At 57.6% G+C, this 21,649-nt stretch carries 17 protein-coding genes; 8 read left to right on the forward strand and 9 right to left on the reverse strand.

What is annotated here, in order from left to right; translation table 11 throughout:
- Nucleotides 1-12 precede the first annotated feature (12 nt).
- Nucleotides 13-1,461: a phosphonoacetaldehyde dehydrogenase gene (gene phnY, locus RUE5091_RS08695; RefSeq protein WP_082643609.1), complete on the reverse strand. Its 1,449-nt coding sequence runs from the start codon at nt 1,459-1,461 to the stop codon at nt 13-15.
- Between the two features lie 232 nt (nt 1,462-1,693).
- Between phnY and RUE5091_RS08700 the strand changes: the two genes are divergently transcribed.
- Nucleotides 1,694-2,368 carry a GntR family transcriptional regulator gene (locus tag RUE5091_RS08700; RefSeq protein ID WP_058281522.1) on the forward strand — a complete coding sequence of 225 codons (675 nt, stop codon included), beginning with the start codon at nt 1,694-1,696 and terminating at the stop codon, nt 2,366-2,368.
- Between the two features lie 6 nt (nt 2,369-2,374).
- Here the strand turns inward: RUE5091_RS08700 and RUE5091_RS08705 are convergent, their stop codons facing one another.
- The 7 genes from RUE5091_RS08705 to RUE5091_RS08735 all read right to left on the reverse strand — a co-directional run bounded on the left by RUE5091_RS08705 (nt 2,375) and on the right by RUE5091_RS08735 (nt 10,178).
- Nucleotides 2,375-3,331: an ABC transporter ATP-binding protein gene (locus tag RUE5091_RS08705; protein WP_058281523.1), complete on the reverse strand. Its 957-nt coding sequence runs from the start codon at nt 3,329-3,331 to the stop codon at nt 2,375-2,377.
- Nucleotides 3,328-4,305 (reverse strand): ABC transporter ATP-binding protein, encoded by a 978-nt coding sequence (locus RUE5091_RS08710; RefSeq protein WP_058281524.1) that lies wholly within the window; start codon nt 4,303-4,305, stop codon nt 3,328-3,330. Before RUE5091_RS08710 ends, RUE5091_RS08705 begins: the two co-directional genes overlap by 4 nt.
- A 4-nt stretch (nt 4,306-4,309) precedes the next feature.
- Nucleotides 4,310-5,212 (reverse strand): ABC transporter permease subunit, encoded by a 903-nt coding sequence (locus RUE5091_RS08715; RefSeq protein WP_058281525.1) that lies wholly within the window; start codon nt 5,210-5,212, stop codon nt 4,310-4,312.
- Nucleotides 5,212-6,219, reverse strand: coding sequence for an ABC transporter permease subunit (locus RUE5091_RS08720; protein ID WP_058281526.1), 1,008 nt, complete (start codon nt 6,217-6,219; stop codon nt 5,212-5,214). Before RUE5091_RS08720 ends, RUE5091_RS08715 begins: the two co-directional genes overlap by 1 nt.
- A complete protein-coding gene (locus tag RUE5091_RS08725) occupies nt 6,219-7,313 on the reverse strand; it encodes a M24 family metallopeptidase (protein WP_058281527.1) in 1,095 nt (364 codons plus the stop codon). Before RUE5091_RS08725 ends, RUE5091_RS08720 begins: the two co-directional genes overlap by 1 nt.
- Before the next feature lie 67 nt (nt 7,314-7,380).
- A complete protein-coding gene (locus RUE5091_RS08730; protein WP_058281528.1) occupies nt 7,381-8,964 on the reverse strand; it encodes an ABC transporter substrate-binding protein in 1,584 nt (527 codons plus the stop codon).
- Between the two features lie 293 nt (nt 8,965-9,257).
- The gene (locus RUE5091_RS08735; RefSeq protein ID WP_058281529.1) at nt 9,258-10,178 is read right to left on the reverse strand and encodes a LysR family transcriptional regulator; all 921 of its coding nucleotides are present in this window, start codon (nt 10,176-10,178) and stop codon (nt 9,258-9,260) included.
- A gap of 340 nt (nt 10,179-10,518) precedes the next feature.
- Here RUE5091_RS08735 and RUE5091_RS08740 point away from each other — a divergent pair, with 340 nt between their 5' ends.
- From RUE5091_RS08740 to RUE5091_RS08750, 3 genes are read left to right on the forward strand one after another with little or no spacing between them, the layout of a single operon-like run.
- Nucleotides 10,519-13,722 (forward strand): beta strand repeat-containing protein, encoded by a 3,204-nt coding sequence (locus RUE5091_RS08740; protein WP_058281530.1) that lies wholly within the window; start codon nt 10,519-10,521, stop codon nt 13,720-13,722.
- A gap of 60 nt (nt 13,723-13,782) precedes the next feature.
- Nucleotides 13,783-15,525 (forward strand): type I secretion system permease/ATPase, encoded by a 1,743-nt coding sequence (locus tag RUE5091_RS08745; RefSeq protein ID WP_058281531.1) that lies wholly within the window; start codon nt 13,783-13,785, stop codon nt 15,523-15,525.
- On the forward strand, nt 15,522-16,892 hold the full coding sequence (locus RUE5091_RS08750; RefSeq protein ID WP_058281532.1) for an HlyD family type I secretion periplasmic adaptor subunit: 1,371 nt from the start codon (nt 15,522-15,524) through the stop codon (nt 16,890-16,892). Before RUE5091_RS08745 ends, RUE5091_RS08750 begins: the two co-directional genes overlap by 4 nt.
- 76 nt (nt 16,893-16,968) lie before the next feature.
- Here the strand turns inward: RUE5091_RS08750 and RUE5091_RS08755 are convergent, their stop codons facing one another.
- Complete coding sequence (locus RUE5091_RS08755) at nt 16,969-17,586, reverse strand: TetR/AcrR family transcriptional regulator (RefSeq protein ID WP_058281533.1); 618 nt, start codon at nt 17,584-17,586, stop codon at nt 16,969-16,971.
- A gap of 182 nt (nt 17,587-17,768) precedes the next feature.
- Here RUE5091_RS08755 and RUE5091_RS08760 point away from each other — a divergent pair, with 182 nt between their 5' ends.
- The 4 genes from RUE5091_RS08760 (at nt 17,769) to RUE5091_RS08775 (ending at nt 21,540) form a co-directional block, all read left to right on the forward strand.
- Nucleotides 17,769-18,698: an AEC family transporter gene (locus tag RUE5091_RS08760; protein WP_058281762.1), complete on the forward strand. Its 930-nt coding sequence runs from the start codon at nt 17,769-17,771 to the stop codon at nt 18,696-18,698.
- Nucleotides 18,699-18,799: 101 nt separating this feature from the next.
- Nucleotides 18,800-19,633, forward strand: a complete 834-nt coding sequence (gene fghA, locus RUE5091_RS08765) for an S-formylglutathione hydrolase (protein ID WP_058281534.1) — start codon at nt 18,800-18,802, stop codon at nt 19,631-19,633.
- Nucleotides 19,634-19,636: 3 nt separating this feature from the next.
- Nucleotides 19,637-21,088, forward strand: a complete 1,452-nt coding sequence (sthA, locus tag RUE5091_RS08770) for a Si-specific NAD(P)(+) transhydrogenase (RefSeq protein ID WP_058281535.1) — start codon at nt 19,637-19,639, stop codon at nt 21,086-21,088.
- Nucleotides 21,085-21,540: a YaiI/YqxD family protein gene (locus RUE5091_RS08775; protein ID WP_058281536.1), complete on the forward strand. Its 456-nt coding sequence runs from the start codon at nt 21,085-21,087 to the stop codon at nt 21,538-21,540. Before sthA ends, RUE5091_RS08775 begins: the two co-directional genes overlap by 4 nt.
- The last annotated feature ends 109 nt before the right edge of the window (nt 21,541-21,649 follow it).

Genomic DNA, 21,649 nt, shown 5'->3' on the forward strand with positions numbered 1-21,649 from the left:
CCGTTCAGGTAGCTATTCTGGCCAGGGCAAGGAATAGGTTTTGACGTTGGTGAAAAACTTCATCGCTTCGATGACCCCTTCCTTGACCCCGTTGCCGCTATCCTTGATGCCTCCAAAGGGCGACATTTCGATCCTGTATCCGGGTTGTTCCCAGATGTTGCAGGAACCGACATTCAGGCCATTGATATAGGCAATCGCGCGGTTTAGATCGTTGGTGCACACGCCCGAGGACAGACCAAACGCTGTACCGTTCGAGATTTCCATGACCTTCGCGTCATCATCTGGCACGCGGACGATGGGTATAATGGGGCCGAAGGTTTCTTCCATCACCAGCTCGCAGGTATGTGGAACCTTGTCCACAACAATCGGCGGCAAAAGCGCGCCCTGCCGACCGGGGTGATAGGGGATTTCCGCGCCCTTACCCTCGGCCATATAGACACGCTGTTCGAACAGTTCCGCAGCCTCGGCATGGATCACGCAGCCCAGTTGCGTTTCAGGGTCTTGCGGATCGCCAAAGCGAATGGCCTTGGCCTTTTCCAGAACCAGCGGCACAAATTTGTCTGCCACGCTGTCTTGCACGAGAATACGTTTGATCGCGGTGCAACGCTGTCCGGAATTGCCGGTGGCCCCGGCCACGGCGATGGCGGCGGCCTTATCCAGATCGGTGTCGCTCAGGTCGTTCAGAACGATCAGAGGATCGTTGCCTCCAAGCTCAAGCGCCTGACGTTTGAAGCCCGCTTTCTCCGCGATCATCTTGCCCACCGGAACACCGCCGGTGAAAGTGATGATGTCGATATTTTCATTGGTGATCATCTCATCGCCAATATCCTGCGGCCAGCCGGTGACAATTTGGAACATCTCGGGCGGCAATCCCGCCTCGTACAGGATGTCGGCCAGCGTCAATGCCGTCAGAGGAGTCAGTTCGGTCGGCTTGCAGACCATACAGTTGTTGGTGGCAATCGATGGGGCAATCTTGTGACTGACCATGTTCAGCGGGTGGTTGAAGGGCGTGATGGCACTGATGGCTTTGACTGGCTCGCGTTTGGTGAAAATCTTCCGCGCCTTGCCATTATGTGTCAGATCGCACGAAAAAACCTCGCCATCATCTTTCAGCGCCTCAGCAGCGGCGAACTGAAAAACATCCTGCGCCCGCTTGGTTTCATAAATCGCGTGCTGGTGGCAAATGCCCAGCTCCAGCGTTAGCCATTTCGCCAGATAGTCGCGTTTGTCACCGATCAACACGCTGGTGCGCTGTAAAATCTGGTTGCGCTCGTACCTGGTAAGGCTGGGGGTGTAATTTGCAGCGATTTCAAAAGCCTGACGCGCGTGTTTGGCCTTGCCTGCAGGAACCGTGCCAACGACTTCATTCGTATAAGGATAACGTACAGGCACCGTGGCTTCGGTGAAAACAACCTGTCCTCCGATGCGCATGCCTTCGTTGCGAATGTCGGATGTATTCATGGTCCTGTCCATCTTTCTTAAGCCGCTGTTGTTGTTTCATGGATAAATTCGTCAAAAAACCTGCATATCGTCTAGTGCTGTCAGAAAGCCATTTTCGTACCAAAGAATTCCCTGCTTAGGGTCCGTCAGAATCTGTGCGACACCTAATTGTTATCCTTATTGCAAGGGGCTTGGAAATCGGTCAGTGATTTTGTATTTTGGATACAAGTTTCCAATACCCGAGACGAAGTGAATGCCCAAAACGCGCGCGATCCCCCGACAAAGCCTGCCCGACGTTATCACCAACGACCTGCGTGAGCGGATTCTGAGCGGTGAAATGGCCGAAGGCGAAACCATTCGGCAAGAGGCTCTGGCCGAGGATTATGACGTCTCTCGCATGCCAATCCGCGAGGCATTGAAACGGTTGGATGCTGAGGGCCTCGTGCAACTAACCAACAACCGAGGCGCGTCAGTCACATCGCATTCCCTGTCTGAGATCGGAGAGATTTTCGACCTGCGCGTCCTGCTTGAGGTGGACCTGTTCAAGCGTGCCATTCAACAGATGACTGCCGTCAATTTTGACGAATGCGAGCGAATTCTGGACGAGATGGAAAAGTCGTATGACGCCTATGATGTGGGCCGGTGGGGCAGTCTGAACAATGAATATCACATGGCACTTTACGCCGCCGCCGGTCGAGGGCTGAGCAACGAAATCCTACAGCGGGTCAACGTGCAGTCCGACCGTTACGTCCGCATGCATCTAAGCGTTATGGAGCAGCGCGAACCGGCCAAAAAAGACCACCGCGAGCTGTTATCGCTGGCTCGCACGGGCCGGGTCGATGATGCCTGTTACCTACTGATCCGGCACATTCAGCGCACCAAGGAACAATTGCTGGCCATGATCACTGCGACGCGCAAAGGCGACTAGGCGCGATCAGTCCAGCGGGTGCAAGCACGCAACCTGATGGGTGTCCCCACTCAAGTCAGGTGGTGCGGTGCGGCATTCTTCGGTGGCCAGCCAGCATCGCTGCGCAAAAGCACAGCCCTTGGGGATATTCATCGGTGACGGCAATTCGCCTTCCAGCTTGATCCGATCTTTTTTCGCTTCGGGATCGGCGCGCGGGGTCGTGGACAGCAGCGCCTTGGAATAGGGATGCCGAGGAGCGGCAAACAACATCTCTTTCGGGGCTTTTTCAACGGCGCGGCCCAGATACATGACGATCACATCATCGGCGAAGTGCTTTACCACCGACAAATCGTGCGAGATGAACAGGTAGGCAAGGTTCAATCGTTCCTGCAATTCAACCAGCAGGTTCAGAATCTGCGATTGAATCGACACGTCCAGCGCCGAGACCGGCTCATCCAACACCAACACCTTAGGGTTCAACATCAGAGCTCGGGCAATGGCGATACGCTGGCGTTGACCGCCTGAGAACATGTGCGGATAGCGGTCGTAATGCTCGGGCCGTAGGCCTACTAGGTCGATCATCTCACGTGCGCGGGCCTCGCGATCGGCGGCGGACATGTCGGGGCGATTGATGATCAGTGGTTCCTGCAGAATCTGCCCAATGCGCTGGCGCGGATTGAGCGAGCCATAGGGGTCCTGAAACACGATCTGCACCGTCTCGCGCATTTGGGCCCATTTCGACGGGGTGATATCGACCCCATCAATGGTCAGGCTGCCCGAGGTCGGTTCCTCAATCATCGTTACCACCCGCGCCAGCGTGGATTTTCCGCAACCCGATTCACCGACAATGGCCAGCGTCTTGCCGGGTTGCAGGTCAAAATCCACACCGGACAGGGCCTTGACCGTTGCCGGTTTCGACAGCAATCCGCCTTTGACAGTATAGAATCTGGCCAACGCGCTGGCCTGAACGATGGGGGCGGTCATGCCAGTTCTCCGGCGATTATCTTTTCAACGTAATGGCAACGGGCCTTGCCGAATTCCGCACTGTGTGGCGTTGGTGGCAGAGATCGGCAGAGATCGTCAGCATATTGGCATCTGGGGCTAAACAGGCAGCCTTTTGGCCGGTCGAATTGCCCGGGCACCACACCCGGAATTGTCGGTAGCAGTTTCGAGGTTGCCCGTTCCGGCAAAGCGTTCAGCAAAGCCACTGTGTAAGGATGACGCGGAGTACGGAACAGGTCTTTGACCGGCTGTTCCTCGACTTTTTGGCCGGCATATTGCACCTGCACCCGTTCGGCTGTTTCTGCGACCACGCCCATGTCGTGCGTGATCAGAACCAAACCCATGCCTTGTTCATCACGCAGACGGAGCAACAGGTCCAGAATCTGCGCCTGAATGGTCACGTCCAGCGCTGTTGTCGGCTCATCCGCGATCAGAAGTTTGGGTTTGCAGGCAATGGCCATGGCAATCATGACGCGCTGGTTCATCCCCCCCGACATTTGGTGCGGAAAGGTGTTCAGGCGGCTTTCGGGGGCCGGAATGCCGACCTGATCGAATAGCTCAATGGCACGCTCGTGGCGTTCCTTGCGGTTCAAGCCCAGATGAATACGCAAGGCTTCCTTGATCTGGAAACCAACCGTGAAACAGGGATTCAGCGACGACATCGGTTCCTGAAAGATCATGGCAATGTCCTTGCCGATGATCTTGCGCCGGTCACGGGCCGAGATTTTGGTGAGGTCGATACCCTCAAAACTCAATTGATCGGCGGTGATCGTGGCGGTCCAGGGCAGCAGGCCCATCAGCGCCAGCATCGACACGGATTTGCCCGAGCCGCTTTCACCGACGATGGCCATAAGCTCACCCTTGTCGACAGACAGGTCAACACCATCCACGGCGCGGAACTTGCCCGAAGCGGTGGCGAATTCAACAGTGAGGTTTCGGATATCCAACAGGCTCATGTCGTCAGCTCCGCTTCAGTTTCGGATCCAGCGCGTCGCGCAGACCGTCACCCATCAGGTTGATCGCCAGCACGGTGACCAGAATGGCAAGGCCGGGGAAGGTCACCACCCACCAGGCGCGCAGAATGAACTCGCGCGCTTCGGCCAGCATGGTGCCCCATTCAGGAGTGGGAGGCTGCGCGCCCATGCCCAGAAAGCCAAGCGCGGCGGCGTCCAGAATGGCCGTCGAGAATGACAGCGCGGCCTGCACGATGATTGGGGCCAGACAGTTCGGCAGCACGGTCTTGAACATCAGTCGCGCTTTGCTTGCACCTGCCACGCGGGCCGAGGTGACATAGTCCTTCTGCCGTTCCGACAGCACCGAGGCACGGGTCAGCCGCACGTAATGCGGTTGAAACACGATGGCGATGGCGATCATCGCGTTTGTCAACGACGGGCCAAGGATGGCGACCAGAACCAATGCCAGCAATAACGACGGGAAGGACAGGATGATGTCCATCACCCGCATGATCATTGTATCTATCCATTTGGGTGCAAAACCGGACAACAGGCCGATGATCACACCACCGGTCACGGCCACACAGACCACGACGATACCGACAAAGAAAGAATAGCGTGACCCCATGATCAGCCGCGACAGCATATCTCGGCCCAACGGATCGGTGCCAAGCGGGAAGGCCCAGCTGCCGCCCTCTTGCCACGCGGGCGGCTGCAGGATGTGTTCGCGAAATTGTTCAGTCGGATCATACGGCGCCAACAGGGGCGCGAAGGCGGCGCAAAAGACAAAAGCGGCAAAGACCCAAAGACCCATAACCGCCCCGCGGTTTTCGCTGAAGTAATACCAAAATTCGCGCAATGCACTGGGGCGGTCTTCGGTTTTGGGTGGGATTGCGGATAGTTCAGCCATCACCGCCTCCGGATTTTGGGGTTGATGATGCCGTAAAGAACATCGACCAGCAGGTTCACCAGCATGACAATCACTGCGATCATCAGCAGACCGCCCTGAACCACCGGGTAGTCGCGGCGGAAAATGCTGTCGACCATCCACTTGCCGATGCCGGGCCAGCTAAAGATCGTCTCGGTCAGGATCGCACCGGCCAGCAGAGTGCCGACTGACAGGCCGATCACCGTTATCACCGGTATCAGTGCGTTGCGCAGCGCGTGCAGCCCGTTGATCCGTGAAGGCGAAAGGCCTTTGGCGCGGGCAGTGCGGATATAATCCTCGCCCAAAACCTCAAGCATCGCCGAGCGTGTCTGACGTGCAATGACCGCCAGCGGAATGGTACCCAGAACGATGGTTGGCAGGATCAAGTGCCGTACAGCCGACCCGAACGCCCCCGCCTGCCCTGACAACAGGCTGTCAATCAGCATGAAACCAGTGACACTGGGAAAGTAATACAACAGGTCGATCCGGCCCGAGACGGGCGTCCAGCCCAGATTGCCCGAAAACACGATGATCAGCAGCAGCGCCCACCAGAAGATTGGCATCGAATACCCGACCAGCGCCGAAGACATCAACGCCCTGTCAAAGAACTTACCACGGTTCACAGCCGCAATCACGCCAGCAGGCAGCCCCAGCGCCACAGCAAAGATCATCGCACATATGGACAATTCCAACGTGGCCGGAAACAGCGCAAAAAATTCATCCCAGACCGGCTTTTTGGTGACAAAGCTTTCACCCAGATCGCCGTGCAGCACACCCACAAGATAGTCCCAATATTGTTGCAGTACAGGTTTGTCGAAGCCCAATTTTTCGACCATCTCCTGATAGCGTTCTTCGGTCATGCCGCGTTCACCGGCCATGACGATGATGGGATCGCCCGGTAAGACCCGGATGAACATGAAGGAAATCAGCGTCACGCCCAGAAAGGTCGGGATGAACATCCCCAAACGGGTAAGAAAGTAGCCAAACATCAGCGACCTATGATTGTGAGATCTTTGGGAAAGCGGGTCAACGACCGGCAACCATTTTCGGTCACCAATACATCATCTTCGATGCGAACGCCGAAATTGTCCAGATCATAAAGGCCCGGCTCGTTGGTCCAGACCATGCCTGCGTGGATTGTCTGGTCATTTCCGCGCATGATATACGGCGCCTCGTGCACGTCCCGGCCCAACCCGTGTCCGGTCTTGGTGCGGATTCGGTCAGCATAAGGCGACGCCTCAAGCATGCTTGTCACCGCATCGTCGATATCGTGCGCCGTCACGCCCGGACGGCAGGCTTCAAATCCGGCGAGATTGGCGCGCAGAACTGTGTCATAGACCGACCTGCCCTCATCCGAGACCTCTTTGACGAAAAAGGTCCGGGTGATATCGGCGGCAAACCCGTGTTTGCGGGCACCAAAATCAAACAGCAACGCATCGCCAGCTTTGATCCGGTAATCCGCGCGCGCCTTGCCATGCGGTCGGGCGGAGTTGTCCCCTGCCGCAATAATCGGCGCAAAAGCAAGCGAAGCCGCCCCTTCGGCAAACAACGCTTGAATAAGGGCCTGTTCGATCTGAACCTCGGTCTGACCGACACGCACATCTTCGATGACACGCGCCAGCGCACGTTCCGAGATATCAATCGCAGCCTGCAACGCTGCGATGTCTTCATCGGTCTTGATGATACGCAGGCCGGAAATCTCTCGTTCGCCGTCTACAATGCGCAGGTCCGGCATCGCGCGGGTCAGGGCCTTGGACACGAAGACCCGCATTACCTGACCTTCCACTGCCAGCGACGACAAAGGCATGTGCGCGGCCAACGCTGCAAAGGCGTCGTCATAACCCGTCTGATCGCGCCAATCAAAGACAGCGCCGTCAAACCCAACCAGAGCCCATGACCCCAGTTCCAGGTTTGGTACAATCGCCGCCGGAGCGCCCTCGGCCGGGATCACGACCACAAAGGGCCGCTCGTGGCTCATGAAGGGTTTTCCCAAAGCGCGGGTGAAATTCGGGCCGGGCACCAGCGCCACGGCATCTACTGACATGTCCTTTGCCAGTTGACGGTACTCGGACAAATCCGGCATTCAGGCCGACCTCCCAAAAAAGAAAACCGGAGCCACCTTTCGGCGGCTCCGGTCAGTGAGTGGTGGTTTATTCGACGCTCACACCATAGAAGATGTGGCCGCCCAGCGGGTGCACTTTGTAGCCCTGCACCTTGTTGCTCATCGGCATGTAGACAACCGAGTGTGCGATGGTGGCCCATGGTGCCTGTTCTTTGAAGACGACTTGCGCGTCTTCATACAGCTTGGTGCGTTCGGCCTGATCAGTGGATTGCTTGGCCTGCAGGATCAGGTCTTCGAACGGCTGGTGGCACCATTGTGCGCGGTTCGACGCTTCGCGACCGTCACAGCCCAGCAGCACGGCCAGGAAGTTATCCGGATCGCCATTGTCGCCGGTCCAACCCAGCAGAACCGCGCCATCCCGGTTCAGTTCTTTCGAGCGCGACAGGTACTCACCCCATTCATAGGAGACGATTTCAACATCCACACCAACCTTAGCGAAATCCGCCTGGATCAGTTCGGCCATCCGGCGCGCGTTCGGGTTGTACGGGCGCTGTACAGGCATCGCCCAGACCTTCATCGACAGGTCGGAAACACCTTCGGCTTCCAGCATCGCCTTGGCCGCTTCGGGATCATAGGCGTCGTCGGTGATGGCGTCGTTATAGCCCCACATGGTTGGTGGGATCGGGTTCTTGGCCACCTGGCCCGAGCCCTGGAACACCACGTCGATGATGGCATTCTTGTCGATCGCCATGTTCAGCGCCTTGCGGACATTCGGATTGTCGAACGGTTCCATGGTGGTGTTGTAGGCCAGATAACCGACGTTCAGGCCTTCCTGCTCCATCATATTGATGTCGCCATCATCTTGCATCGCCTGAATATCAGCCGGGTTCGGATAGGGCATGATGTGGCATTCGCCAGCCTTCAGCTTCTGATAACGTACCGAAGCATCCGGGGTGATCGCGAAGATCAGGTTTTCGACATCTGCCGGGTCTTTCCAGTAGTCGGCATTCTGAGCATAGCGGATCACGGCGTCTTTCTGATAGGCCACGAACGAAAACGGACCAGTGCCGATAGGCGCAGTGTTCAGCTTTTCAGGTGTGCCCGCTTCCATCATCGCATCGGCGTATTCGGCCGACAGGATTGAGGCAAAATCCATCGCCATATTGGCGACAAACGGCGCTTCGGGCTTGGTCAGAGTAAACTTGACCGTATAGTCGTCGACTTTCTCGATGGACTCGACCAGATCCGGCATGCCCATACCCTGGAAATATTCCCAAGTGCCGCCAGATACCTGATTGAAGGGGTGGCCTTCATCCTTTTGACGCATGAACGAAAAGATCACGTCATCGGCGTTAAAGTCGCGGCTCGGGGTGAATTCGTCATTGGAATGGAACTTGACGCCCTGACGCAGTTTGAACGTGTATTCAAGACCGTCATCGCTGGCCTCGACGCTTTCGGCCAGACCGGGAATGACGTTGGTCGTGCCTGTCTCAAATTCCAGCAAGCGGTTGTAGATCGGGTGCGAAGACGCATCAAATGTCGTCCCGGCGGTGAACAGGGCCGGATCAAACCCTTCGGGTGATCCTTCAGAGCAATACACCAAGGTGTTTGCCTGTGCCGCGGCAGCCGACAAGGCCATCGCAGCAGTTGCGGCCATCAATTTCAGTTTCATGTGGGTCTCCCAGAAATGAATTTATTCAGACATTCGCGTTGCTCTTTGTGGTCAGAGCATTCCTAGACGACTCGTGTCATCGCGATATCTCTGCCCAATGTATCCAAAATACAAAATCCATTGTCAACTGACTTACCAGAACTAAGTCGGGTCGTGCTGACGATGCATTGAATACAGTCTCAGGGTGAGAGTTTTTGAACGTGTCGGCAAGGGTTAATATCCACGACGGATCAACCCGGCATCCTAAAATAGGACCTGCAGAAACGGTCAATCTACACTTGGCAAATCAGAACTTACTGATGAAACGTCGGGACAACGCCGATCGGTGGACTTTCCTGAATATAAGCACCGATGCGATCCAGAAGGGGCCGCCGCGGACAGCCGGGGCGCGTTGCCGCACCCAAGTTTCGAAGGTTTCCCGGACCTTCGAACGGAACAAAGCACAAGGGCCACTTATCCCGTTTGAACTGTTCTGCCGCCAACGCCGAAACGATGGTGCAATCGTCCGAATGACAGATATGGCGGCAGATCGTTTCGAACCGCAATGCGCTCAGGTCGAACCGCTTGCTGGCCCGGTTCAATGGATCAGAGTCCGGCAATCGGTATTCAAGCTCATACCCGAAACTGTGAGGAAGCCGGATAAAATCGTGCACTGGCACGTCTTCCGGCGCGATGGACGGCAACATGCACAGCGGGTGGCCTTCGCGGACAGCCAGAAACAGGGGCTCGGACCAGATTGACGTGAAATCTAGCGCTTCGCTATTGTTGACCTTTGCCACCAAGGCGACGTCCAGCGTGTGATCTTCGACCATCTGCAGCATATTATGTGGTAGGTCTTCAACCATGGTGACGCGCATGTTGGGAAACAGCGCACTGAAGAGTTCCGAAAAATACTGCGTCAGATAAGGGGCCAGTGTGGGTGTCATGCCGATGTTAAAAGGCACAGCCTCGGGATCGCGAAACTGGGTCGCGGTGTCGCGGATTTTCTGGGCATCTTTCAGGATGCGTTCGGCTATGCCGATAACCCGGTCGCCACAGGCAGTGGGGCGCACTTCGTTATTGAGGCGCAGGAACAGGTCTGTACCCAATTCCTGTTCCAGCTTTTTCACCTGATTGGACAACGCAGGCTGCGAGACATTGCAGGCCACGGCTGCCTGACTGAACTGGCCGTGTCTGGCAATGGCGAGCACATATTCCAGGTCTCTGAAGTTCATGGTCGTGGGCCCGTGATGCGTTTCCCAACCCCGCTGGGGATGCTCATTACATACGCGAACCGAGGCTTGGTTGCAGGAAATCAGCTTCACAACTACTGACAAAACCGTCAATCGGCGCCATTGAATAGGTTCGCTTGGTAGCGCAAAAATCCGTAACCATTTGAAATTAAATGCGACAGTGACTCCGGATATCACGCCATCTGTGACTATTTGCGTTGGTTATACCCCCAATTCGCAGGATGAATTTTAGCTGCCCGGCGGTGGTGACTACCCCTTTGCTACGTGGAACGCCCAGACCAACGGGCAGGCCGCATAACGCAAACCCATGATGGAGTCCCCCATGCTGTCCCAACTGATGGAAAGCTTACGCGCACGTCTTTTGACCTCGTCCACTTTGGCGCAAGAGACCAGCCGCGATGGCCAAACCCTTTTGAACAACTTTTTCCAAAGCACGGTTGTCGACGATACCCCGGCCTTTGTGCTAGCCAATGATTTCTCGCGCCTGCTGAACTTTGGCGAGATTGTCACCAACAACGCCGTCGCCGCCGTGCAGGCGCAGGGCGAAGATGTTGATATATTCAACTTTGCTTCAGGTCGGATCGAGGCAAACAATGGCCCCGAAGTTCTGGCCACTGGTGTGCAGGTCGCCGGCAGCGCCGCGGTCCGCAACTTTGGTGAGATTGCCGGAGAATTTAACGGAGTGCAGTTTGCAGGACCTGACAGCTCGGGTAGCCTGGATAACTTCAGCGGCGGTGTGATTAGCTCGGACAGTCGCGCGGTTGATATTCAGGGTCAGGGCATCGATGTGCGCAACTTTGGCGACATCATTGGCACTGGCGATCAGCGTAACGGCACGATCTATACCAACAGCACGGCCGAGGATGTTTCGATCTCGAATTTCTCAGGTGCCACAATTGATGCCGGTGACGGCAATCAGGGTGCAGGTATCTCGTTGCAAGTCGGTGATGAGGTAGGAGACCGCGTGGAAACCGACGTGTTCAACGGCTTTGGCGCTACCATTCAGGGCCGCGGTCAGGCGGCAGCAAACACAGGTCTGGCCGGAGACGGCATCCGCATCGACGACGGTGCCGAAGGTGCTATTCTTGAAACCGAGATCATTAACAGCGGCCTGATCTCGACCGAAAGCAATCAGGGCACCGCCGCCGGTATCCGCATTGCCAATGGTGCGAATGCTGAAGGAGAAATCCTGAACACCTCGACCGGTGTGATCGAAGGCCCACGCAATGGTCTGTACATCGGTGAAGGCGAGCATGATCTGGACGTGCTGAACTTTGGCACCATTCAGTCTGGCAGCCGCGCAGTGAATATCGACGGCTCGGGTGTTGATCTGGTCAATGGCGGTGACATTCTGGGCACCGGCGATCAGCGCAACGGTACAATCTACGCCGACGACACCGCGTCTGATTTCTCGATCAACAACCTGGCAACTGGCTCGATCGATGCAGGCGAAGGCAACCAAGGCGCTGGCGTTTCTCTTTCCCTGTCCGCCGAAGGCAATGGCGAGGTTGAGGTGACCAACGCTGGCTCCATTGCAGGTCGCGGCAACGCAGGTGCAGGTCTGGGCACAGCAGGGGATGGCATTCGTCTGGAAGGTGTCCGTCAAGAGGGTGGCGGCTTTGGTCCGGCCCAGTTCACCGGCACAATCAGCAACACCGGCTCGGTTACGTCCGAGGGCGCAAATGGCACGGTTGGCGCGTTCCGCGCGGTGAACAACGTCCATTTCCAGGGCCAGTTGGTCAACGAAGAAACCGGCGTCTTTGCGGGTGGTCAGAACGGCGTCTACTTCGGAACAGGCGACCATTCGGGCGGTTCTTTCGTCAACCGCGGCACTGTCACCTCGGACAGCCGAGCGCTGAATATCGACGGTGAAGGGCTCGAGGTCATCAACGAAGGCGACATTCTGGGCACCGGTAACCAGCGCAACGGTACGGTCTATGCCGATGGCACCGCCGACAACTATACCTTTACCAACACCGGTCTGGTTGACGCGGGCGAAGGCAATAACGGCTCGGCCGTGTCGCTGCAAACTGGTGATGTGTCTGGGGATGTGGTCTCGGCCGCTGTCGTGAACGAAGGCACGCTGCAAGGTCGTGGAGACGCCGCAGAGGGCAACCAGGTGGGCGACGGCTTGCGCCTGTTCACCAGCCAAGATGACGCATCCTTTGCCGGAGTTGTCGTCAACGAAGGTCTGATCGCGGGATCCGAGGACTCGGACGCTGCGGCGGGCTTGCGCGTTGATGGCGGTCTGAACCTTGTCGGTGCCGTCCTGAACGAGGGCGAAATCCGCGGCACAGTCAACGCAATCGACGCTTCGGATGCTGGTACCGTCACCATCGTCAACGACGACGAAGGCGTGATCAACGGTGATGTTCTGCTGAGCAATGGTGACGACATCTTTGTCGATCTGGGCACCACCAATGGTAACATTTTTGGCGGGGCCGGCAACGACACGTTAATTGCAGGCGACGCCGACAACATCCTGACCGGCGGGCTGGGGGATGACTTCATTGACGGTGGCGCCGGAATCAACACGGCTGACTTCTCGGATCTGGACGTCGCTGTCGAGGTCCGTCTGGACGCCAATGGTAACGGAACCGCAACCCGTGATACCGGGTTTAACATCTCGGTTACGGACGCGGTTGTGGCGGCACCGGATCAGTTCGGCTCTAACATCGCCGATGGCGCTGGGTTTGTAGATCAGGCGGTTCAGGGCAATCTGTACTACAATATCCACACCAACCAGTTTCCGGCCGGTGAAATTCGCGGTCAGCTATTGGTTGACAGCGACGTGACAGAGAATGGTGTTCGCACCGTCACCCTCAGCGGTGGTCTGGACGCGGCGCAAGAGCCGGGTCCGTTGTCAAGCAGTGAAGCCACTGGTGAGGCCACCGTTGTCATCACCCAGAACCTGAATACCGGCGAGGTCACCTATTCCAGTGAGCTGAGTGTTGTCGGCATCAGCGAGGCAGAGCTGGGCACCCCTATCCCGGGCACTGTTTCAGCGATCCATCTGCACAATGCCCCAGCGGGCGTAAATGGCCCGGTGGTACAGGACACGCTGGTCGATGCGGGTGCCACGCTGGATGTGAATGCAACCGGCGGCACCGGTGTCATCGGCCAGGACGTCATCGAAAACCAGTTCGAAACTGACGTTCTGCAATCCATCGAAAACGTCATCGGCTCGGATGACGGCGATCTGATCATCGGCAGTGACCAGTCCAACGTGATCAATGGTGGCGCAGGCGGCGATGTGATCTTGGGCGAAGGCGGCGATGACATCCTTATTGGTGGACGGGGGCGCGATACGTTCTCGTTCGGGGAAGACTTCGGCAATGACGTGATCCAGGACTTTGAGATCGGTCGTGATCAGCTGCAGTTCGGTGACCTCGGCCCAGATTTCGGAGACGCGGTGAATGTCGCGCAGGATGGCAATGACACCCTGATCACCTTTGGCAACGAAGGCTCGGTCCGTTTGGCTGGCATCAACAGCGCGGACCTGACCGAAGACGACTTTGTCGCATAAGCGATCCACAGCGGGGCGGACTTGTGCCGCCCCGTTTGCCAAACCGGAAAGGGCTAACTGATGTTCCAGAACTCCAACCCCGTCAAAACCGCCTGGGGGTCGCTGCGCAAAGGCTTTGTTGCGGTCGCGGTCTTCAGCCTGTTCCTGAACCTTCTGATGCTGGCCGGACCGCTGTACATGCTGCAGGTCTATGACCGGGTCCTGACCAGTCAGAACATAGACACACTGGTCGCCTTGTCCGTCCTGCTGGCCGGGGTATTCATAGTCATCGCCTGCCTCGACTTGATGCGGATGCGCATTCTTGGCCGCCTGGCCGCCCGGTTTGAGCTTAGCGTCGGTGCGCCTGTCCTTGGCGCCGCCATGCGCCGTCGGGTACAGGGCGAAGCTGAGGCCGGCGAAAATCTGGTCGAAGACGTGAATGGTTTCCGCGAATTCATTTCAGGCACCACCCTAACCGCCTTTTTTGACGCACCGTGGATACCAATCTATCTGTTGGTTCTTTACGTTCTGCACCCGTTTCTGGGCCTGCTGGGTCTGGCCGGAGCCCTGACCCTGACGCTGATGGCGCTGATCAACAACGCTCGGGCGCGCACTCCGATGCAGCAAGCCGCGCAGGCGCGGGGACGCACAGATGCACTGTTCAGGATCAGCGACAAGAATGCCGAACTGGTCCATGCGCTGGGTATGAAATCCGATCTGGTACGTCGCTGGACTGCTCTGCAGACGGATGCTCACCAGCATAAAACCCGTGCTGCTGATCGGGTCGCCAGCTTTTCTGTATTGTCCAAGACCATACGCATGGGCCTGCAATCAGCTGTTTTGGGGATGGGCGCGGCGCTGGCCGTGATTGGTGAGTCCACCGCGGGTGTCATGATCGCGGCCACAATTGTCCTGGCCCGCGCGCTGGCTCCGATTGATCAGTTGATCGGGCAGTGGCGCACGTTTTTGGCCGCACGTGGATCATACCGCAAGATCAAGAAGTTGACAGAAGATTTCGCCGAAGCACCGCCAAATCTGAACCTGCCGCGTGCGTTCAAATCTATGGATGTCCGTATCGCACAGGCAGGTCCTCCGCTTGCGATCAATGCCACCATCAGGGCGATTGATTTCAGCCTCAAGGCCGGGGACATTCTGGCTGTGATCGGTCAAAGCGGTTCGGGCAAGACCACGCTGGGCAAAATGCTGGCAGGTATCTGGCATCCGCAACGCGGTGAGGTCCTGCTGGACGGCAGCCCGATGTCGAAATGGAACCCCGAAGATCTGGGCAAACAGATCGGATACCTGCCGCAGGATGTCGAGCTGTTCGATGGCACGATCCGCGAAAACATTGCCCGGTTCTCAACCGCGATCGACGATGCCGAGGTCCTGCGTGTCGCGCGCGAAGCAGGGGTTCACAAACTGGTCAGTGGCCTGCCCGACGGGTACGAAACCCGCATTGGGCGCGGCTTTTTCCTGTCTGGCGGTCAGCGTCAGAGGCTCGCTTTGGCCCGTGCGCTTTATGGCGATCCGTTTGTTCTGGTTCTGGATGAACCGAACTCGGATCTGGATGCCGAGGGTGAACAGGCCCTGCGCGATGCATTGCTAGCCGTGCAGGAACGCGGCGGGATCGCCATTGTCATGACCCACCGCCCCGCCACGCTGCAGGCGGCAAACAAAGTGATGGTTCTGCGCAATGGTAACCAGACCCAATTCGGCGACAAACAGGACGTTTTGAAAGTCAATCGGCGCAACGTTCTGGACAAGCCAACGCAACCGGCCCCGCGCCAGTCAGATGAAACTCAGATCATAGGAGCGGCCCTATGACGGACCTGGTCAAATATTCAGCCTCTCGTACTGCCGTGGGATTTCACGAGGCGCAACTAAAAGAAATTTCGAATAGCTCCTCTGGCATCGCCCGCTATGTTCTGTCCGGCCTTTTCACGCTGGCAGTTTTCGTTGGCGGCAGCGCCTACTGGGCCTTCGCTTCCAAACTGGACGGGGCCGTCGTTGCGCCCGCGTCCTTCGTCGTCGAAGGCCAACGTAAAACAGTTGAACATCTAGACGGCGGCATAATCCATTCCATTCTGGTCACAGATGGCCAGTTCGTGCAGGCGGGGCAACCTCTGGTGCAGCTCGACAGCACCGAGATCGACGTGGATCTCAGCGTGCTGGGCAACCAATTGGGCGAACTTTCCGTCCGCCGCGCACGCCTGTTGGCGCAGATGAGCGGACAGGCGCAATTCGAGGAAACCACCGCATTGGCCAGTTTTCAGGAAGGGATGGACCGCCTGCAGTGGGTATCGTCCTACCTGACCCAGAAACAGCTGTTCGACGCCGAAGCACGCGCCCGCCGGACCGAAGCGCAAATCAACGTGCAACGCATCGCGGGCCTGCGCAATCAGGTCACAGGTCTGAACGAGCAGCGCCACGCGACCCGGAACCAAATTGAAATTACCCAGGTCGAGCTGTCCAACCTGGAAAAGTTGCTGGACAAGGGTCTGGTTGCGGCGACGCGCGTCAACGCGCGGCAGATCGAGTTGGAACGGTTGGGTGGCGTCGATGCCTCGTTACGCACTCAGATCGCGCAGGCTAAGGATCAGATGCAAGAACTGGAGTTGTCCTTACTCAGTCAGCAAAAACTGCGCGATGAGGTCATCGCCGGAGAACTGGCCGTTGTTGAGGCGCAGCTTGATCTGGTCCGGCCGCAATTCGCGGGCACGCTGGCGCGGCTGAAGCGAACGCAGGTTCTGGCCCCAACCAGCGGACGTGTGGTGAATCTGGAGGTGTCGACCAATGGCGGAGTGATCCGTCCAGGTGCGCCGATCATGGACATCGTCCCGGCCGATCAGGCGCTGATCGTCGAAGCTCGGGTCAAGACCGGTGATATTGACAAGTTGCGGATCGGTCAGACCACGCGCATTCGCCTGTCAGCCTTCGCGCAGGCGGACGTACCTGAGGCGCAAGGTCAGATATTCGACATTTCCGCCGACGCGCTTGAGGACGAGCGCACCGGCGAAGCCTATTACAAAGCGCGGGTCAAACTGGATACTGAACAACCGCAAGACGTGGCTGCGCTGGACCTGGTGCCCGGCATGCCTGCGGACCTGTTCGTCAATACCGGTGAACGCGCCGTCATAAGTTATTTGTCCCAACCGATCAGCGACCGGTTGGCCAAGACCTTTGTCGAGTGAGTGCAAACGCCTGCGCCTGAATATTGGGCGCAGGTAATTCACATGACCGCCTTACATCGTTGCGCAGTCTGGTCCGTCATACACCGTAGCGTGCCATGAACATATCGACCGCCTGCAGCGCGATCTCATCAATCTCGGATTGCCGGAAAACGGTCTGAATGCCCAACGCAGCCTTGGTCCACACGCGGACCTTGCACAGCTCCGAAAATTGTTCGGCCGCGATCTGAACATCCTCAATGGCAAGCTCACCTCTTTGTACGGCCTTCTCCAGATATTCGACCATGTGGCGCTTACCGTTCTGAGGTCCGGATTTGTAAAATGCCATGCCCAATTCGGGGAACCTGTCCCGCTCGGCTACACAAATCCGAAACACCTGCTGTGCAAAGTCGGATACCAGAAAAGCGGTCAGCTGCGTCGCAGTGATCGTTAGAACCTCGCGCGCAGGTTTGGAGTCATCGATCATCGAAATGACTTTTTCAGCCATAAGCTTGCATTCGGTCTGGGCGACTTCCATGAACAGCAATCGCTTGTCAGGGAAATAGCTGTAGAGCGTCGCCTTGGACACACCCGCCGCGCGCGCGATGTCATCAACGCTCGCACCTTCGAACCCATCCGCCATGAAAACTTCTCGGGCGCCACGCAATACCTGATCGAATTTGCGGCCCGTGCGAAGGATGGCGGCGGTCTGAGGCATGAACTCTCCTTGGGTAGGTGTTTCCCTCAAACTATAAACCGATCAGTTCAGATACAACGATTCGCGTAAGACCACAGACAATCGGGCATGAATTCGGATCCGTTTTTCGTCAGATAACTATGCCTGATGGTCGTGGTCGTTCGGGGCTTGCTGCGCAGCTAAACGATGCTAACACTCTGGGCATGGCCGAGATATTTCTGCGTACACTTCCATTTTTTGCGATCATCGGCCTGGGATACTGGGCCGGGCGTAGCCGCTTTTTTACCGAGGATGCGACCGCCTACCTGACAAAGTTTGTGTTCTATTTCGCACTGTCGGCGATGCTGTTCCGTTTTGCCGCCACCCTGCCCTTTGCCGAGATTTTCAACGGCCGCTTGATGGTGGGGTATCTATTGGGCACCCTTGTCGTCTATGTTCTGGCAACCGTAGTTGCCTGGATACGTGGTCTTGATATTCCCACAGCCGCGGTCGAGGCCCAATGCGCCGCCATCGGCAATGTCGGCTTTCTGGGACTTCCTATGTTGGCACTATTGTTGTCCGAGGCCGCGATCGGGCCGGTCATGCTGGTTCTGACAGTTGATCTAGTGGTGTTCTCGTCCCTGATCGTTGTTTTGATGAATGCGGGGCGAGATGGGCGGTTGACCCCGGCAACCCTGCGCCTGATCGGGTTGGGTTTGTTAAAAAATCCTATGATTATATCGATTTCCGCCGGGTTATTGTGGTCGGCATTGCAGGTGCCTGTTCCGGCGGTTCTGAATGACTTTCTTACCATTTTGGGTGGGGCCGCTACGCCGGGGGCATTGTTTGCGATCGGGGCTTCTTTGGCGTCCAAATCTGCTGAGCGCATTCAGGTGGCGGCGTGGCTGAGTTTTTGCAAGTTGATCATTCACCCGGCTTGTGTGGCTGTGGCCTTGCTATGGCTGATACCTGTCGATGTCTTCTCCGCCTCGGTCGCCATTGCGGCGGCCGCACTGCCGGTGGCGGGAAATGTCTATATGCTGGCGGCCCATTACCGCGTGGCGCCACACCGGGCGTCAGCAGCGATCCTGTTGTCCACGGTAGCCAGTATCCTGACTGTTCCGGTTGTCATCGCCTGGGTTGGAACACTCTGATCTAGAGCGTTCAAAAAGACGCGTGCCGAAGTCGCATGGCCTTTACGCCGCGCCCTTGGATCGTTAGCCATAACGCGACCTAAAATTAAGGACACTGCCAGATGGAAACCCTTTCGGAAAACGCCTGTTTTGGTGGCGTGCAGGGCGTCTACCGCCATACCTCGACCGCTTGCCAATGCGATATGACCTTCGGTCTGTTTCTACCCGCCGAGGCCAAGGACGGCCCGGTTCCAGTTCTGTGGTATCTGTCCGGCCTGACCTGCACCCATGAAAACGCCATGACCAAGGCTGGCGCGCAGGCCTGGGCGGCTGAACAAGGCATTGCCGTCGTGTTCCCCGATACCTCGCCCCGAGGGGAAGGCGTGGCCGATCACGAAGATTATGATCTGGGTCAGGGCGCCGGGTTCTATGTGAACGCGACGCAAACCCCCTGGGCACCTCATTTCAACATGTGGGACTATGTGGCCGAGGAATTACCCGCCTTCCTGGCGGAGAACTTTGCCATCGACATGGAGCGTCAGGCTATCACCGGGCATTCGATGGGTGGCCATGGGGCGCTGACGCTGGCGATGAACCTGCCGGGGCGCTACCGCTCGGTTTCGGCCTTTGCGCCGATTTCGAACCCGACCGGCGCGGATTGGGGCCGCAAACAACTGAGAGCCTATCTGGGCGATGACGAAGCCGCGTGGACCAAGCACGACGCGTCCTTGATGATGAAAGAGGTTGGCTTCGACGGTCCGATCCTGATCGACACCGGTGCCAGTGATCAGTTCATCGACCTGCTGCGCCCTGAAGCATTGGCGGCGGCCATCGCGGAACGCCGCCAGCAGGCGACCTATCGTTTGCAGCCGGGTTATGACCACTCATATTTCTTCGTTTCGACCTTCATGGAAGACCACATCACCTTCCACGCTGAAGCGCTGTATGGGGACTGACGGATGAGCAAATTTGATTATGACCTGATCATCATCGGGTCAGGCCCCTCCGGGCGTTCTGCGGCTATTCAGGCAGGCAAACTCAAACGGCGCGTTCTGGTGATTGACCGCAAAGACCGGTTCGGCGGTGTGTCGGTTCATACCGGCACCATCCCCTCGAAAACTCTGCGTGAAACAGTGCTGAACCTGTCGGGCTGGCGCGAGCGCAGCTTTTATGGCCGCTCATACAGGGTCAAGGATCAGATCCGCGCCGAGGACCTCAAGGCGCGTCTGCATATGACTCTGGACCACGAGGTCGACGTACTGGAGCATCAGTTCAACCGCAACCACGTGGAAACCCTGAACGGTCTGGCCAAGTTCGTTGGCCCGCATGAGGTCGAGGTCGCCACCGATGCCGGGGAAACCACACGCCTGACCGCGGCTAAATTCCTGATAGCCACCGGGACCAAGACCTACCGACCGGATTACGTGCCCTTCAACGGCAAGACTGTTGTCGACGGCGACGATTTTCTGGAAATGGCAGAGATTCCGCGCTCGCTTGTCGTGATCGGTGCCGGAGTGATCGGGGTGGAATACGCCACGATGTTCTCAGCGCTGGATGTGCGGGTGACCCTGATCGAGCCGCGCGAGACGTTCCTTGATTTCGTCGACAAGCGGTTGATCCATGATTTCACGCATCAGATCCGCGAAAACGGCGTCGATCTGCGGCTGGGCTCTGCCGTGGAAAAGATCGAGGACGCGGGTGATCACGTCGAGGTCACGCTAGACAATGGCCGTCATGTCCGTGGCGAGATGTTGTTGTTTGCGGCCGGGCGCATGGGCGCAACGTCAGCGTTGAATTTGGATTCCGTTGGTTTGGAGACGGATCACCGCAACCGCATCAAGGTGGATCGCAAGACCTATCAGACCTCAGTGCCGCATATCTATGCCACCGGCGATGTGATCGGGCATCCTTCGTTGGCTTCAACCTCGCTGCAACAGGGGCGCGTCGCGGCCTGTCATGCGCTGGACACCCCCACCCTGCCGGAAAGCCCTTGGTATCCCTATGGCATCTATTCGGTGCCCGAGATTTCGACCTGCGGCATGTCCGAGGAAGAGTTGCAGGAACGCGAAATTCCTTATGAGGTCGGCGTGGCGCGGTTCCGCGAAACTTCGCGTGGGCATATCATGGGGTTGGAACATGGCATGCTGAAAATGCTGTTCTCGCTTAAAACACGCCGGGTGCTGGGTGTGCAGATCGTGGGCGAAGGCGCGACCGAACTTATCCATATCGCCCAGGCCGTTCTGAACCTGAAAGGCACGGTGGATTACTTCGTACAGAACACGTTCAACTACCCGACGCTGGCCGAGGCCTACAAGATCGCCGGTTTGGACGCGTTCAACCGAATGCCGATCCCGGAAGAGTTCAAGGTGAAGAAAAAGTCTGCGGCGGCGAAGGAGGCGAAGAAAGCGTGACAACGCTCTATGTCGATGGCGACGCCTGCCCCGTGAAAGCCGAGGCCGAGCGAGTGGTCACACGCCACAAGGTGCCGATGGCGTTGGTCTCGAATGGGGGGCTGCGGCCATCGGCCAATCCTTTGGTAGAGGTCGTCATCGTGTCCGAGGGCGCTGACGAGGCGGACAAATGGATCGCCGAACGGTGCGGCTCAGGGGATGTGGTGGTGACCTCGGATATCCCTCTGGCGGCCAAATGCGTCGAGGCCGGCGCGCGGGTGTTACGCCCCAATGGCGAGGCTTTCACGGCTGCCAATATCGGCCAGCAACTGGCGATGCGCGATCTGATGGCGGATCTGCGGGCGGCCAATCCGCTGGGGGCTGGTGGCGGAGGTAAACCTTTTGGCAAAGCGGATCGATCCCGATTTTTGGATTCGTTGGAACGTGAACTGCGCGCGGCTCTGCGCAAGTAGCTCTCCCGCCCGTCAGCGACGCATTGAAAATGCGCCTTCTCCAGTTGGGTCGGGCAGCGCTGCGCGCTGCAGTTGTGTCTTGTAAAACCCGCCTGGGATTGGTTCAGTC

This window comes from Ruegeria denitrificans (genome assembly GCF_001458295.1).
Classification (GTDB): domain Bacteria; phylum Pseudomonadota; class Alphaproteobacteria; order Rhodobacterales; family Rhodobacteraceae; genus Ruegeria; species Ruegeria denitrificans.

Coding starts and splice junctions, on each gene's coding strand:
- phnY (WP_082643609.1), bottom strand. CDS start 1,461: ATGAATACATCCGACATTCGCAACGAAGGCATGCGCATCGGAGGACAG.
- RUE5091_RS08700 (WP_058281522.1), top strand. CDS start 1,694: ATGCCCAAAACGCGCGCGATCCCCCGACAAAGCCTGCCCGACGTTATC.
- RUE5091_RS08705 (WP_058281523.1), bottom strand. CDS start 3,331: ATGACCGCCCCCATCGTTCAGGCCAGCGCGTTGGCCAGATTCTATACT.
- RUE5091_RS08710 (WP_058281524.1), bottom strand. CDS start 4,305: ATGAGCCTGTTGGATATCCGAAACCTCACTGTTGAATTCGCCACCGCT.
- RUE5091_RS08715 (WP_058281525.1), bottom strand. CDS start 5,212: ATGGCTGAACTATCCGCAATCCCACCCAAAACCGAAGACCGCCCCAGT.
- RUE5091_RS08720 (WP_058281526.1), bottom strand. CDS start 6,219: ATGTTTGGCTACTTTCTTACCCGTTTGGGGATGTTCATCCCGACCTTT.
- RUE5091_RS08725 (WP_058281527.1), bottom strand. CDS start 7,313: ATGCCGGATTTGTCCGAGTACCGTCAACTGGCAAAGGACATGTCAGTA.
- RUE5091_RS08730 (WP_058281528.1), bottom strand. CDS start 8,964: ATGAAACTGAAATTGATGGCCGCAACTGCTGCGATGGCCTTGTCGGCT.
- RUE5091_RS08735 (WP_058281529.1), bottom strand. CDS start 10,178: ATGAACTTCAGAGACCTGGAATATGTGCTCGCCATTGCCAGACACGGC.
- RUE5091_RS08740 (WP_058281530.1), top strand. CDS start 10,519: ATGCTGTCCCAACTGATGGAAAGCTTACGCGCACGTCTTTTGACCTCG.
- RUE5091_RS08745 (WP_058281531.1), top strand. CDS start 13,783: ATGTTCCAGAACTCCAACCCCGTCAAAACCGCCTGGGGGTCGCTGCGC.
- RUE5091_RS08750 (WP_058281532.1), top strand. CDS start 15,522: ATGACGGACCTGGTCAAATATTCAGCCTCTCGTACTGCCGTGGGATTT.
- RUE5091_RS08755 (WP_058281533.1), bottom strand. CDS start 17,586: ATGCCTCAGACCGCCGCCATCCTTCGCACGGGCCGCAAATTCGATCAG.
- RUE5091_RS08760 (WP_058281762.1), top strand. CDS start 17,769: ATGGCCGAGATATTTCTGCGTACACTTCCATTTTTTGCGATCATCGGC.
- fghA (WP_058281534.1), top strand. CDS start 18,800: ATGGAAACCCTTTCGGAAAACGCCTGTTTTGGTGGCGTGCAGGGCGTC.
- sthA (WP_058281535.1), top strand. CDS start 19,637: ATGAGCAAATTTGATTATGACCTGATCATCATCGGGTCAGGCCCCTCC.